General features: G+C 68.6%; 13 protein-coding genes, 2 tRNA genes and 1 pseudogene. 11 read left to right on the top strand and 5 right to left on the bottom strand.

Annotated features, from left to right (window positions below; all coding sequences use genetic code 11):
* Window positions 1-36 precede the first annotated feature (36 nt).
* The 4 genes and pseudogenes from ABZV40_RS28440 (at window position 37) to ABZV40_RS28425 (ending at window position 1,287) form a co-directional block, all read left to right on the top strand.
* Window positions 37-714, top strand: a complete 678-nt coding sequence (locus ABZV40_RS28440; RefSeq protein WP_355447969.1) for a DUF3566 domain-containing protein — start codon at window positions 37-39, stop codon at window positions 712-714.
* A 73-nt stretch (window positions 715-787) separates the two neighbouring features.
* Window positions 788-861: transfer RNA gene (locus ABZV40_RS28435), tRNA-Ile, on the top strand.
* A gap of 160 nt (window positions 862-1,021) precedes the next feature.
* Window positions 1,022-1,180: pseudogene (locus ABZV40_RS28430) on the top strand (DLW-39 family protein); the annotation flags it as partial.
* 34 nt (window positions 1,181-1,214) lie between these two features.
* A tRNA-Ala gene (locus ABZV40_RS28425) sits at window positions 1,215-1,287 on the top strand.
* A 183-nt stretch (window positions 1,288-1,470) separates the two neighbouring features.
* On the opposite strand, the gene ABZV40_RS28420 is transcribed toward ABZV40_RS28425, so the two are convergent.
* The gene (locus tag ABZV40_RS28420; RefSeq protein WP_355447909.1) at window positions 1,471-1,866 is read right to left on the bottom strand and encodes a DoxX family protein; all 396 of its coding nucleotides are present in this window, start codon (window positions 1,864-1,866) and stop codon (window positions 1,471-1,473) included.
* 91 nt (window positions 1,867-1,957) lie between these two features.
* Here ABZV40_RS28420 and ABZV40_RS28415 point away from each other — a divergent pair, with 91 nt between their 5' ends.
* The 3 genes from ABZV40_RS28415 to ABZV40_RS28405 all read left to right on the top strand — a co-directional run bounded on the left by ABZV40_RS28415 (window position 1,958) and on the right by ABZV40_RS28405 (window position 6,029).
* Window positions 1,958-2,491, top strand: coding sequence for a DUF2020 domain-containing protein (locus ABZV40_RS28415; protein WP_355447906.1), 534 nt, complete (start codon window positions 1,958-1,960; stop codon window positions 2,489-2,491).
* 104 nt (window positions 2,492-2,595) lie between these two features.
* Window positions 2,596-3,294 (top strand): hypothetical protein, encoded by a 699-nt coding sequence (locus tag ABZV40_RS28410; RefSeq protein ID WP_355447903.1) that lies wholly within the window; start codon window positions 2,596-2,598, stop codon window positions 3,292-3,294.
* Between the two features lie 125 nt (window positions 3,295-3,419).
* Window positions 3,420-6,029, top strand: coding sequence for a hypothetical protein (locus tag ABZV40_RS28405; RefSeq protein ID WP_355447901.1), 2,610 nt, complete (start codon window positions 3,420-3,422; stop codon window positions 6,027-6,029).
* Between the two features lie 73 nt (window positions 6,030-6,102).
* Here ABZV40_RS28405 and ABZV40_RS28400 read toward each other — a convergent pair whose 3' ends face one another.
* Entirely contained in the window at window positions 6,103-6,672 is a 570-nt protein-coding gene (locus tag ABZV40_RS28400; RefSeq protein WP_355447899.1) for a hypothetical protein, read from the bottom strand.
* Window positions 6,673-6,766: 94 nt separating this feature from the next.
* On the opposite strand from ABZV40_RS28400, the gene ABZV40_RS28395 reads away from it, so the two are divergent.
* Together ABZV40_RS28395 and ABZV40_RS28390 are read left to right on the top strand one after the other, a co-directional pair.
* The gene (locus tag ABZV40_RS28395; RefSeq protein WP_355447896.1) at window positions 6,767-7,315 is read left to right on the top strand and encodes a peptidylprolyl isomerase; all 549 of its coding nucleotides are present in this window, start codon (window positions 6,767-6,769) and stop codon (window positions 7,313-7,315) included.
* Window positions 7,312-8,235 (top strand): rhomboid family intramembrane serine protease, encoded by a 924-nt coding sequence (locus ABZV40_RS28390; protein ID WP_355447893.1) that lies wholly within the window; start codon window positions 7,312-7,314, stop codon window positions 8,233-8,235. The genes ABZV40_RS28395 and ABZV40_RS28390 overlap by 4 nt, the downstream gene beginning before the upstream one ends.
* Here ABZV40_RS28390 and ABZV40_RS28385 read toward each other — a convergent pair whose 3' ends face one another.
* Complete coding sequence (locus ABZV40_RS28385) at window positions 8,236-8,631, bottom strand: PH domain-containing protein (protein WP_355447890.1); 396 nt, start codon at window positions 8,629-8,631, stop codon at window positions 8,236-8,238.
* 243 nt (window positions 8,632-8,874) lie between these two features.
* Window positions 8,875-9,141, bottom strand: coding sequence for a cell division protein CrgA (gene crgA / locus ABZV40_RS28380; protein ID WP_355447887.1), 267 nt, complete (start codon window positions 9,139-9,141; stop codon window positions 8,875-8,877).
* A 430-nt stretch (window positions 9,142-9,571) separates the two neighbouring features.
* Between crgA and ABZV40_RS28375 the strand changes: the two genes are divergently transcribed.
* A complete protein-coding gene (locus tag ABZV40_RS28375) occupies window positions 9,572-10,528 on the top strand; it encodes a class E sortase (RefSeq protein WP_355447884.1) in 957 nt (318 codons plus the stop codon).
* Window positions 10,528-10,683: a hypothetical protein gene (locus ABZV40_RS28370; RefSeq protein WP_355447881.1), complete on the top strand. Its 156-nt coding sequence runs from the start codon at window positions 10,528-10,530 to the stop codon at window positions 10,681-10,683. Before ABZV40_RS28375 ends, ABZV40_RS28370 begins: the two co-directional genes overlap by 1 nt.
* 112 nt (window positions 10,684-10,795) lie before the next feature.
* Here the strand turns inward: ABZV40_RS28370 and ABZV40_RS28365 are convergent, their stop codons facing one another.
* The gene (locus tag ABZV40_RS28365; protein ID WP_355447966.1) at window positions 10,796-12,112 is read right to left on the bottom strand and encodes an FAD-dependent oxidoreductase; all 1,317 of its coding nucleotides are present in this window, start codon (window positions 12,110-12,112) and stop codon (window positions 10,796-10,798) included.
* Between the last annotated feature and the right edge of the window lie 71 nt (window positions 12,113-12,183).

Raw genomic sequence — 12,183 nt, 5'->3', positions numbered from 1 at the left:
GACACGCCCGCTCCGGCTCCCGCCGCTGAGCCGGCCGTGCCGGTCGCACCGGTTGCCGCCGTCGCCGAGGAACCGGTCGTCTCCGCGCCGCCGCCCTGGCAGCGCGTGACGAACGACACGGAGGCCACTCAGCAGGACTCGACCGAGGCGTACGTGGCTCCGGCCGCACCGCCCGTCCCGAGCGCCGAGCCGGCGTTCCCGCAGACCGACCCGGACACCGTCAAGGTGCAGAAGCCCGTGGTCACGGGCTCGGCCGTGCCGGTGGGCCTGGGCAGCAGCCGCACGTCGGTGAACCTCGGCAACTCCGCGGCCCGTCCGGCCGCGGCCACCCCGTCGGCCCGCCGTCCCGGCCGCGGCCCGCGCCGCGCCTCGCTCCAGGTGAAGCGCGTCGACCCGTGGTCGGTGCTCAAGCTCGCCCTGGTCCTCGGCGTCGCGTTGTTCTTCGTCTGGCTCGTGGCGGTCGGCGTGCTCTACGGCGTGCTGCACGGCATGGGCGTCTGGGACAAGATCAACAGCACCGCGAACGACCTGCTCCAGGCCAACGAGCCGGGCGAACCGCTGATCAGCGCCGGCCGCGTGTTCGGCGTCTCGGCGATCATCGGCGCGGTGAACATCGTGCTCTTCACGGCCCTCGCCACCGTGGGTGCGTTCGTCTACAACGTGTCCGCGGATCTGGCCGGTGGCTTGGAGTTGACGCTCTCCGAGCGTGAGTGACCCCCGATTTGGGGCGACGAAGGACGATCCTGTAAGGTCTTCTTCGTCGCCCCCGAGGGGGTGACAAGATCGAGGGCCTATAGCTCAGGCGGTTAGAGCGCTTCACTGATAATGAAGAGGTCGGAGGTTCAAGTCCTCCTAGGCCCACTCGATTCGGCGGATATCTATGTCGGCGGAATGCACCGACCCTGGCCGAATCATCGTCCTTTTTATCTGGGGGCCAAGCCCCCAGACCCCCCGCCGGGGGCGAGCCCCCGGACCCCCGTCAACATAGTTCGCTCGGCAGCCGTCGCCTTGCTGTAACGTGATGGGGTCGCTCGTTTTACGGTCTTGGGAGGGATTCGAAGTGGCTAAGAAGATCATCGCACTTGTCGTGGTTGCCGGTGCGGTCCTGTTCTTCGTGAAGCGCAACCGTTCGGCCAAGGCCGACGCGGACCTGTGGCGCGAGGCCACCGCCCCCACCGACTGATCTCGCGGGCGGCTTGCCGCCCCGGATCTCCGGGGACGTAGCTCAATTGGCAGAGCACCGCCTTTGCAAGGCGGGGGTTAGGGGTTCGATTCCCCTCGTCTCCATTCGTTCCTCGGGCCGAGGAGTGTCTGCTGAAAGCGCAGACCTCCTCGGCCCGAAGTGTTTTCTGGGGGCCGAGCCCCCAGGCCCCAGCTGGGGCTGCGCCCCAGACCCCCTGGAGGCTTCGCCTCTGGGTGTGGGTGTGGTGAAGCCCTGTTCGCGGTGTGGCGAACAGGGCTTCGGTGCGTTCAGACGTTCGCTAGAGACTTCTTCGACGACTTGCTGCGAAGTGCGTCGATGCTCCACGCGCCGGCGCCGGTGAACACCAGCAGCAGGAACGCCCACGAGTAGACCGCGGCGAGCTCGCCGCCGTTCGCGATCGGCAGCAGTCCTCGGGGCTGGTGCACGACGAAGTAGGCGTAGGCCATGGCGCCGGAGCTGATGAACGCGGCCCAGCGGGTCCACAGGCCGACCAGGATGAGGCCGCCGCCGATCAGTTCGATGAGGCTCATCGGGCCGGCCGGCCAGGACAGCAGGGAAGTGCCCGCCGAGATCTTCTGGACTCCGTGGATCAGGAAGAAGAAGCCGATCACGATACGGAACAGGGCTAAGGCCTGATCACGTCGTTGTTCCAGGAACTGCATCGTGGTGGTCCTTCCGGAGGCAGGGGAGTGGCGACCAACCCAAGAATGTGCCGCTTGGAGCGGTTTCCGGATCTGGTTGACTGTTGCCCCTATGAAACGAGCACTGTTGCTGCCCCTGCTCGGTGTCCTCGCCGCGTGCGGCACCGAGGTCGTTCAGACCACGCCGGTTCCCGCCACGCCGACCAGGCAGGTCACCACCACGACCAGCGCGGCTCCGACAGTGCCGCCCGCACCCCAGCCCGCGAAGGACGGCACCTGCCCGTACCTCGCGACGGCGTTCGTGGCCGAAGCGAACGGGCAGCGCGTACCCAAAGTGAAACTGTCAACGGACGAGCCTCACCCTGCGTGCTTCTTCTACGCCAACGCAACTGAGATCCAGTTGACCGTGCGGGTCTACGTGGGTGACGAGCGCGTCGCCAAGACCATCGTGAACGAGGCGGCGCCGGACGGTTCGCAGCCCGCGAGCTCGCCCGCGGGGTGGACCGGAGGGTACGTCAGCAACGACACCGGTGTCGTCTACGCCGTCTCGAAAGGCGATGCCGCGGTGGTCGTGACGAGCAACCAGAAGCAGTCGATCAAGGCTCGGCGCATTGCCGAGACCGCGATCACCAACCTCAAGCTCTGAGGAATTTGATCACCCGTTGTGGTGATCAACGGGCGTCCATCGCGCCCATTGGGCCATTCGGCCTACATGCTGTAGATCGTCAACTGATCTGCAGTGAGGGTTGCGTGCGCGCCGAAGACCGGCAAACGGGGAAGGACAGCCGCCTGCCGCGGCTGCTTCGCCGTGTGCTGCTGGTCGTCGGTGGAGCGATCGCCGCGGCGATCATCACGTCCGCTCCCGCGTGGGCGGACGTGATCGGTGACGGTGCGACCGTCACCGCGACGACGACCACCACTGTGATCAGCTCGGTCACCGACGCGACGACGCCCGACGAGCTGCCGAGCCAGGTGCTCGACGCCGGGCGCGCTCTTCTGCCGGCACCGGTCGTGCCGATCTCGCTGGACACCGGCCTAGCGCTGCTCCACGAGGTCGCCACCGACCTGCCGCTCACGTCGCCCGCCGGACTCCGGCAGGGCGACGTCGTCGCGCCTGTTCCTCCCGTCCTGAGCCTCGAGGAGGCCCACGCGGGATCACCGGCGTCGAGCACGCCGGCGCTCCGGTTCAGCACCGAACCGGTTCCTCCCTCACCGGCCGCCACCGACGTCCTCGTGTCGGAGGCGGCTTCGACGCCGCCGTTGTCGAACGCCACCAACGGGAAGGGGGACGACTCTTCGCCTGTCGTCCCTCGCCGGGGTGAGCTCAACGGCACGTGCCACGCCACGCGCACGACCGAAGCCGGTCAGCTGGCGTGCCGCACCTGGACGTCCGTCGTCCGCGTCATGTCGGTGCGGGTCGGGAAGCAGCCCGGCCGCACCCCTGACTGATCCGAGCGCGCGGTTCGCGGAAGCCCGCTGAGGCTTCGCCGCCCCCCTCGGTCAGCGTTGTGCCAGCGCCGTCGAACCGCGCAGTTGCGAACTCTCGTACAGAGACATCCCGAACAGGAGTAGCAATGCGCATCTGGGCCAAGCGCGGTATCCAAGCCGCACTGGTTACCGGAGGAATGATCGCTCTCGGCACCGGCGTCGCGAACGCCGGCGGCTGCGACGCGACCTGCCCGCCGCAGCCGCACGTCCCCGTGGACGGCTCGGCACCGGCCGGCCTGCTCAGCGGGCCCGGCGTGGACGTCCCGATCCACGCGGCCAACAACAAGATCGGCACGCCGCTCGGCGAGATCGCCCCGCCGCCGATCCACAACGAGCAGATCAAGACCGGTCCGCTGGGCAAGCTGGTGCCGCCGGTGAAGGCGCTGCCCGCCGGCCACCCGCTGAGCGGAACCACCATCCCCGTCGACGGCATGGTGCCGATCGACATCTCGGGCAACGCGATCGGCATCCTCGGTGACGTCGAGACGACGAACGAGTCCGAGTACTGGTACCACCGCCCGAACGCCGTGAAGACCAACGGCGACAACGGCACCCTGACCGGCATCATCGCCGGCATCACCGGGTACGTGCCCACCCAGATCACCGGCAACGCGATCGGCCTCGGCGGCGCCGCCAAGACGCAGAACAGCGCGCTCATGGGCGTCCACGGCGGCGGTGACTGGGAGACCAGCGGTCGGCGCGGCACGGCGAACGGCATCATCGCCGCGATCCGCCAGGCCCTGCCGGTCGGCTTCAACAACAACGCCATCGCGGGTCTCGGCACCGCCCAGACCCACGGCTGCAGCACCGACATCGCACGCATCGACGGCGGCCTCAAGTCCGACGGCACCGAGAGCGCGGCCGGCGGGTCGGTCGTCGACTTCTCGCACGGTCACCCGATCGGCCTGAACACCGGTGCCTACAGCGCCGGCGGCAACGCGACGTCGCACTCGCACGACACCGGCATCGGCGAGGTCGGCACGCCGCTGCCCTCGCGCTCCGGTGGTGAGTACGTCCTCACCGAGGGCCGCCGCGGTGTGCTGTCCGGCCTGGTCGCGCAGCCGACGCTGGCCCTGCCCTGCGAGCTGTGCGGTGACGCCGTCACGGTCGCCGGCAACTCGGACGCGAGCGGGTCGAAGACGAAGCTGTCGACCGCGAGCCCCGGCCCGATCAAGACCGGTGGTGCCGAGAGCGCCGGATCCGGCCAGGTCGCGCAGGTGCCCGTCTCGTTGCCGCACGGTCTGTCCAGCACCGCGGTGGCGGGCGCGGGCAACGCGACGGCCCAGTACGACGAGACCAACACGATGATCTCGGGTGGTCCCGTCCAGACCACCGGTGAGAAGAGCACCCTCGGCGGCAACATCGCGTCCGCCCCGGTCGCGCTGCTCGCCGAGCTGTTCTCCGACGCCATCTCGGCCGCCGGTCAGGCGAACTCGAACGCCACCAGCGAGCAGCACGTCACCGCCGGTGGGCCGCTCGAGACCAAGGGCACGGAGTCGGTCCTGGGCGGCAACATCGCCCAGGTTCCGGTCATCGCCGCCGCGAACGCCGTCGGCCAGGCCTACACCCTGGTCGGCATGGCCAACGCCAAGGCGCCGGACTCGGTCAAGTACGTCACGGTAGGCGGCGACACCGTCGCGGGCACGCCGGACGGCACCCCCGAGAACAGCACCGTCGCGAGCAACGTCGCCAACGTGCCTGTCGTCGCGTCGTTCCTGATGGCCGACAACGCGCTGTCGGGTGTCGGTTTCGCCCAGGCCGATGGCAACCAGCTCGCCAACTTCGTCGCCGGTGGGGACACCGTCACCAACGGCAACCGCGGCTCGCTGTCGGGCAACATCGTCGAAGGCGCCGTCACCCAGCCGCTCGTGAACCCGGCCGGCATCACGGGCACCGTCGGCGGCAACGCGTTCGCCGAGCACGAGGGCGTCGTGAACCACGTCGCGGGCGGCGACCACGCCACCGACGGCACCAACGGTTCGCTGTCCGGCAACATCATCCCGGTCGCGTGGGCGGGCGTCGCCGAGGTCTTCGGCGTGGCCGCGTCCGCGCCGGGCATCGACGGCACGAAGTCGTCGGTCGACACGTTCTCCGGTGCCGGTGGCGCCAGCGAGACCCACGGCGACGCCGGTTCGGTCTCGGGCAACGTCGTGCGCGCCTACGCGGCTCCGGTCGTGCAGGTCGTCTCCCTCGCGGCCACGCTGGGCGGCCAGGCCGAGGCGTGGGCGCACGACCACACCGTCGCGATGGCGGGTGGCGACGACACCACGAGCTCCAAGAAGGGCTCGGTCGCCGGCAACAGCATCGGCGCCGAGGTGCCGGCCGTCGTCAAGGTCGTGGGTGTCGCGGTCGCCGCCGCGGGCAACGCCACCGCCGTCGCGGAGACGTTCACCGCGGCCTCCGCCGAGTACGTGCACACCACGGCACCCGCCGGCGACAAGCTGTCGGGCCGCATCATGGACGTGCCGGTCTCGGGCGACCTGATGATCTACAACCTGCCGGTGGAGCTGCTGGGCCAGGCCGTCACGGAAGTGAAGGACCTGTCCGACCGCGAGGACGAGGGCAAGTCGCTGACCCGCGCGCTGCCGATGGACCTGTCGTTCGCCGACGGTCTGATGGGCGCCACCGACGTGCCGTCGTTCAGCCAGTTCAACAACCTCGGCTCGGTGACCGGCATGCTGCCGATGGCGGTCTGACCGACTAGCCAGCCGAACACACGAACGGGTGGTCTTCCGTCTGGAAGACCACCCGTTCCGCTGTTCCTGCGAGCTACTTGACCGGTTCCTTCTGAGTCGGCACCTGCCCGTTGAGGACCGGCTCCGCCATCGGGGCCTGCTCCTCGTCGTCCTGCAGGTGGACCTCCTCCGGCCTGCGCGTCAACGCGACGTAGCCCGCCACCGCGGCCGCGATCAGCAGACCCATCACCCACGGCCAGCGACGGCGCTTCGGTGCGTCGGCACCGAGGTTCGCCGCGGCCTTGCGGATCTCCTTGGCACGCGACTTCGCGTCCTTGCGCGCGTGCTTGGCCGCTTTCTTCACTTCCTTGCGCACTTCTTCGGCCTTGCTCATGAGCTCAGCGCGCTTCTTCGCGCTCTGCTTGGCGAGGCGCTTGCGGGAGCGGCGGGTCTGCTTCTCCCAGTCCTCGGCCTTGCTCATGAGCGTGTCGGCCCGCTCGACGAGCGCGCCGCGTACCTGGTCAGCCGTGATGCCACGCTCCGCGAGCTTCACCTCAGCGGCGTGACCAGCGCGAACGACACCCTGACGCGCGGCCTTCAGACCGGTGCCGACAGCCTTGCCAACGGACTCGCCGGCGCGGGTCATGACGTCCACCTCGTCCATCCTGTGCTCCACACGTTGTCGTCCGGTTATGTCATAGAGGTACCCATCGTGCCCCTTTCTGAACATCACCGCCCGTGGATGGCACGATGGGGTGGTGGCTGACAGCAACGAATCCTTCGTCGGGACCAAGGTGACGGCGACCCTGCACACCACGCAGGGCGACATCCGTCTCAACCTGTTCCCCGACCACGCCCCCAAGACGGTGGCGAACTTCGTCGGGCTCGCCGAGGGCACCAAGGACTACACCGAGGCGAACGCGAGCGGCACGAACTCGGGCCCGTTCTACGACGGCACCCTGTTCCACCGCGTCATCGCCGGCTTCATGCTCCAGACCGGCGACCCGACCGGCACCGGCCGCGGTGGCCCCGGCTACCGCTTCGCGGACGAGTTCCACTCGGAACTGCAGTTCAACCGTCCCTACCTGCTCGCGATGGCGAACGCCGGGCCCAACACCAACGGCTCCCAGTTCTTCATCACCGTGGCGCCCACGACGTGGCTGAACTTCAAGCACACGATCTTCGGCGAGGTCTCCGACCAGGAGTCGCGCGACGTCGTCGACGCGATCGGCAACACCACGACCGGCGCGGGCGACCGTCCGGTCAACGACATCAAGATCGAGCGGATCACGATCGAACGCGCGTGAGTGACAAGCTCGTGCCACCGGACGGGCCGATCGGAGCGGAGCCGGAAACCCCGGTCTGCGCACGTCATTCCGATCGGCCCACCCGGCTGCGCTGCACCAGGTGCGACCGTCCGGCGTGCCCGGACTGCCTGCGCGAGGCCGCGGTCGGCCTTCAGTGCGTCGACTGCGTGAACGAGGGCAAGCGGTCGGTCCGCACCGCCCGCACGCTCGTGGGCGCCGAGGTGTCGAACGGCCGCCCGATCGTCACGTTGGTGCTGATCGCGCTCAACGTGCTGGCGTACGTGGTGACGGTCTTCCAGTCGGGCAGCCCGATGAACAACGACCGGGCAGGTCTGTTCTCGGCGACCTCGATGGTTCCGGAGCTCACCGCGCAGGGCGAGTGGTGGCGGGTCCTCACGTCGGGCTTCATGCACTTCGGCCTGATTCACCTGGCACTGAACACGGCCGTGCTCTACGTCGTGGGTCAGCACGTCGAGCAGGAGCTGGGCAAGCTCCGGTTCGTCGCGGTGTACTTCCTGTCGCTGCTCGGCGGCAGCGCGTCGGCGTTCTACTTCGGCACGGTCTGCCAGGAGCTCGCCGGTGCGTCCGGTGCGGTGTTCGGCCTGATGGGCGCGTTGCTCATCCTGTGGAAGCGGCAGCGGCGGGACATCTCCACGATCGTCGTGGTCGTCGGGATCAACCTGGTGTCGAACCTGTTCACGAACGCCTCGCTGCTCGGGCACCTCGGCGGGTTCGTGATCGGCGGCCTGCTGACGCTCGCGATGGTCAGGGCACCCGCGCAGAACCGCAACCTCTACCAAATCGCCGCCGTGGCGGCCGCGGTCGTGCTGCTCTGCGGCATGTTCTGGTTGCGCGCGACCGAGCTCGACACCGCGGCCGAGGTCATCGCCGAGATCTCCCGGACGTGTCGCCCGAACTGATCAGGGGCGAAGTGCGTGCAGAACTCCGGCGACTTCTTCGGGATCGGCGCCGAGGTCCAGTTTCGTGAGCACCACGAGACGGTCGTCGGCGTCGAGTTCCAATGTCCGTTGTTCCCTGCCGAGCCGGCGGGTGGTCTGCAGCTTGACCTTCACCTCGTGCCACGCCAGGTGCGTGGTGTTCGCGAACCCCCGCACGGCGAGCCCGTTCGCGTCCGCGGACAGCCGTGGCCGGGCGATCGTCGCGAACGCCGCGAGGTAGCTGACCAGCAGCGTTGCCAGTCCGACGAGGAGACGGCCCGCGTTGTCGTCGGCGAGGATCGTGGCGACGGCGAGCAGGAGGGCGAGCACCCACGCGGCCGCGACGAGCGGGGCGGGAGTGGACCAGGTGCGAGTCACACCGTCGAGTGTCCCGCATTCAATGTGGACAACCGAACGGCTCGGGATGAGGGGAAACCGTCGCTTGTGCATTTTCTCGCAAAGTTGTCCACAGGACTTGTCCCCAATGGGGATGACTTACAGCCGTGTGCTTCGGTGACGCTCAGATGAACCAGGTGAACCTGGCGATAACAAAGGTCGGCCCGGACGTGTGACGTCCGGGCCGACCTCGACGAACAGTGAGCAGTCGCGGGCTCGGCGTGGCTAGCGCCAGCGCATCGTCATCAGCAGACCGATGATCATCAGCGCGAAGCCGATGGCGAAGTTCCACGCGCCCAGCTCGAGCATGAACGGGATCTTCTCGGCCGCGATGTAGTTGACGACCAGCCACGCGAGGCCCAGCACCATGAAGCCGAGCATGATGACGACGTAGACCGGGTGAGACGGTCCCGCTGCCTTGACCTTGACCGGCGTGCGGCGGTCAGTGGGTGCGGTGTAGACCGCCTTCTTCCGGACCTTGGACTTGGGCATGCTGTCCTCGCCTGACGTGGATATCCCTGAGTGACGCAAGTTTACGTGCACTACTCGGGGAACACGTTAACGTAGCGAAGGTGGTCAGCGAACCACCTGGCAGACGCAGTTGTTTTCAGTTCACAGTCCGCTCGGAGGTTCTCAGGTGAACTCGGGACCGCAGCAGCCGCCTCCACGGCGTCCTGCACCCCGTCGTGATGACCTGCAGCACGTGCGGGCCACACCTTCACCGCGCCCGGTGCCTCCGCCCGACGCGACCCAGTTCACCAGCGCTTTTTCCGGCAGCCTGCCACCTGCGGGGGCTCCGCCGCGCCCCCTGGGACCGCCTCCCGGCACTCCGCCGCGCGGAATGCCGCCGGGGATGCCGCCCGGCCCGCCACCCGGAACCCCGCCGCGCGGGATGCCACCGCAGGGCGTGCCACCTCGCGGCATGCCTCCTCGTCCGCCCCGTCCCCGCCCGGTCGACCCGCCCACCGAGGTGATCCCGCGCGTCGAGGACGACTACGACGACGAGTACTACGACGATGACGACTATTACGACGAGGAAGAGGCCAAGCCCGCCCCGCCGCCGGAGAGCTTCGCGCGCAAGGCCGTGCGCGGCGTCGGCGAGGCCCTCATCACGATGGGCCTGGTCGTGCTGCTGTTCGTCGTCTACGAGGTCTACGTGACGGACCTGCTCTCCGCGGAGAAGCAGCAGGAGGCCACCGCCGCCCTCGACTCCGAGTGGGGTTCGAACACGGTCACGCCACCGCCGGCCGACCCGAACCGGCAGAACAAGCTGAACCTGATCGAGGGCAAGGCCTTCGCGAAGATGTACATCCCGATCTTCGGCAACGACTGGAAGTTCTCGGTCGTCGAGGGCACCACCGACAAGCACCTGGAGATCGGTCCCGGCCACTACGTCGACACCGCGCAACCGGGGCAGGCGGGCAACTTCGCCATCGCCGGCCACCGCGTCGGCAAGGGCGCCCCGTTCAACGACCTCGACCTGCTCCAGTCCTGCAACGCCATCGTCGTGCAGACCCAGACGCAGTGGTTCGTCTACCGAGTGCTCCCGATGAGCAACGAGGTGGCGGGCTGGGCGTCGAACCCGAAGTCGAAGGACCCCGCCTGCGCGGGCGTCGCCCCGCTGTCCACCACCCTCGGCGACGCCTACGCGAAGACCGTCGGCCAGGAGATCGTCGTGCCGACCCAGGGCGAGGTCATCGCCCCGATCCCGCATGCGGTGAACGCGAACGTGCCGGCGGACAAGATGGCCCGCCTGCTCACCCTGACGACCTGCCACCCGCGCTTCTCCGACCGGCAGCGCCTGATCGTGCACGCCATCGAGACCAAGAGCTACCCGGTGGCCGACGGCTTCGTGCCGCCGGAGATGAAGGAGAGCTGATGTACAGCTGGATCTGGCGGCACCTGCCGGGCCCGCTGTATCTGCGGATCATCGAGGCCGTCGTGCTCGTCCTCGGCATCGTGACGCTGCTGATGTTCGTCATCTTCCCGTGGGTGGAACCGAAGCTGCCGTTCAACCACGTCACCACCGAGTGACCTGGAGTCCGCGGTCCGGTGATGTCGCTACCTGGGCGCCTGCACGTGAGCTGACGGGTATGTGAAGCCGCCACCGCTCCCACGCGCGTGGCGGCTTCATCAGGAGACGGCGTCAGCCGTTCGAGATCGCGGTCATCTCCTCGCGCGACACGACCTTCACGCGCTCGCGGCCCTCAACAGCGCCCAGAGCCATCTCGTGCAGGTCGAGCTTGCGCCAGCCCTCGTTGGTGACGAACGGCACGGCGCGTTGTTCGAGGAACTGGACCACCGCGTCGGGCGAGGGCGACGTGGCGCGGGGGAGGGCGGCGGCGTCCTCCAGCAGGCTGGTGATGGTTTCCAGCGCGTCGCCCTTGGTGTGGCCGATGAGGCCGATCGGGCCGCGCTTGATCCAGCCGGTCACGTAGACGCCGGGGATCGGCACCTCGTCCAGGTCCAGGACGCGGCCCGCGAGGTGGGGGACGGTGCCTGCGACGTGGTCGAACGGGAGGTCGGGCAGGTGGGTCGAGAGGTAGCCGACCGCCCGGTACACGGCCTGGACGTCCCAGTCGGTGAAGACGCCGGTGCCGCGGACGTTGCCGTCGCCGGTCAGCTCCTGGGTTTCGGTGCGCAGGCCGACGACGTGGTCCGAACCGAGCACCTCGACCGGGGCTTCGAGGAAGTGCAGGTGCAGGCGGCGCGGGCGGTTGCCGACGTCGCGGATCGCCCATTCCTGGAGGGTCTTCACGATCATCTCGACCTGCTTGTTCGAGCGGATCGCGGCCATCGACGCCTCGTCGAACTCGATGCCCTCCGGGTGGACGATCACCTCGACGTTCGGTGAGTGGTCGAGCTCGCGCAGCTCCAGCGGCGTGAACTTCGCCTGGGCCGGGCCGCGGCGGCCGAACACGTGCACGTCGGTGACCGGGGAGGCGGCCAGGCCCTCGTACACGTTCGAGGGGATTTCGGTCACCAGCAGCTCGTCGGCCGTCTTGGCCAGGATCCGTGCCACGTCCAGCGCGACGTTGCCCACGCCCAGCACCGCGACCGACGTGGCGGTCAGCGGCCAGGTGCGCGGCACGTCCGGGTGGCCGTCGTACCAGGACACGAAGTCGGCGGCGCCGTAGCTGCCCGGCAGGTCGATGCCCGGGATGTCCAACGGGCGGTCGGCGGAGGCGCCGGTGGAGAAGATGACCGCGTCGTAGAACTGGCGGAGGTCGTCGAGCTTGACGTCGACGCCGTACTCGACGTTGCCGAAGAACCGGACCGACGGCTTGTCCAGCACCTTCTGCAGGGCGCCGACGATGCCCTTGATGCGCGGGTGGTCGGGGGCGACGCCGTAGCGGACCAGGCCGTAGGGCGCCGGCAGCTTCTCGAAGAGGTCGATCTGCACGTCGACGTCGGACTTGGTCAGGATGTCGGCCGCGTACACACCGGCCGGACCGGCGCCGATGACCGCGACGCGCAAGGGACGACTCATGACACCTATTTTAGGGAAGCCTAACCTCAACGAAGACGAGAGCT

The sequence above is a fragment of the Lentzea sp. NPDC004782 genome (genome assembly GCF_040609115.1).
In the GTDB taxonomy this organism is placed as follows: Bacteria; Actinomycetota; Actinomycetes; order Mycobacteriales; family Pseudonocardiaceae; genus Lentzea.
The sequence above is the reverse complement of the archived record's forward strand: the minus strand, read 5'-3'. Positions and strand labels throughout refer to the sequence as shown.

Excerpts from the sequence above, each read along its gene's own strand:
- ABZV40_RS28420 (WP_355447909.1), bottom strand. The coding sequence starts at position 1,866 with ATGCAGTTCCTGGAACAACGACGTGATCAGGCCTTAGCCCTGTTCCGT.
- ABZV40_RS28415 (WP_355447906.1), top strand. The coding sequence starts at position 1,958 with ATGAAACGAGCACTGTTGCTGCCCCTGCTCGGTGTCCTCGCCGCGTGC.
- ABZV40_RS28405 (WP_355447901.1), top strand. The coding sequence starts at position 3,420 with ATGCGCATCTGGGCCAAGCGCGGTATCCAAGCCGCACTGGTTACCGGA.
- ABZV40_RS28400 (WP_355447899.1), bottom strand. The coding sequence starts at position 6,672 with ATGGACGAGGTGGACGTCATGACCCGCGCCGGCGAGTCCGTTGGCAAG.
- crgA (WP_355447887.1), bottom strand. The coding sequence starts at position 9,141 with ATGCCCAAGTCCAAGGTCCGGAAGAAGGCGGTCTACACCGCACCCACT.
- ABZV40_RS28375 (WP_355447884.1), top strand. The coding sequence starts at position 9,572 with ATGCCTCCTCGTCCGCCCCGTCCCCGCCCGGTCGACCCGCCCACCGAG.
- ABZV40_RS28370 (WP_355447881.1), top strand. The coding sequence starts at position 10,528 with ATGTACAGCTGGATCTGGCGGCACCTGCCGGGCCCGCTGTATCTGCGG.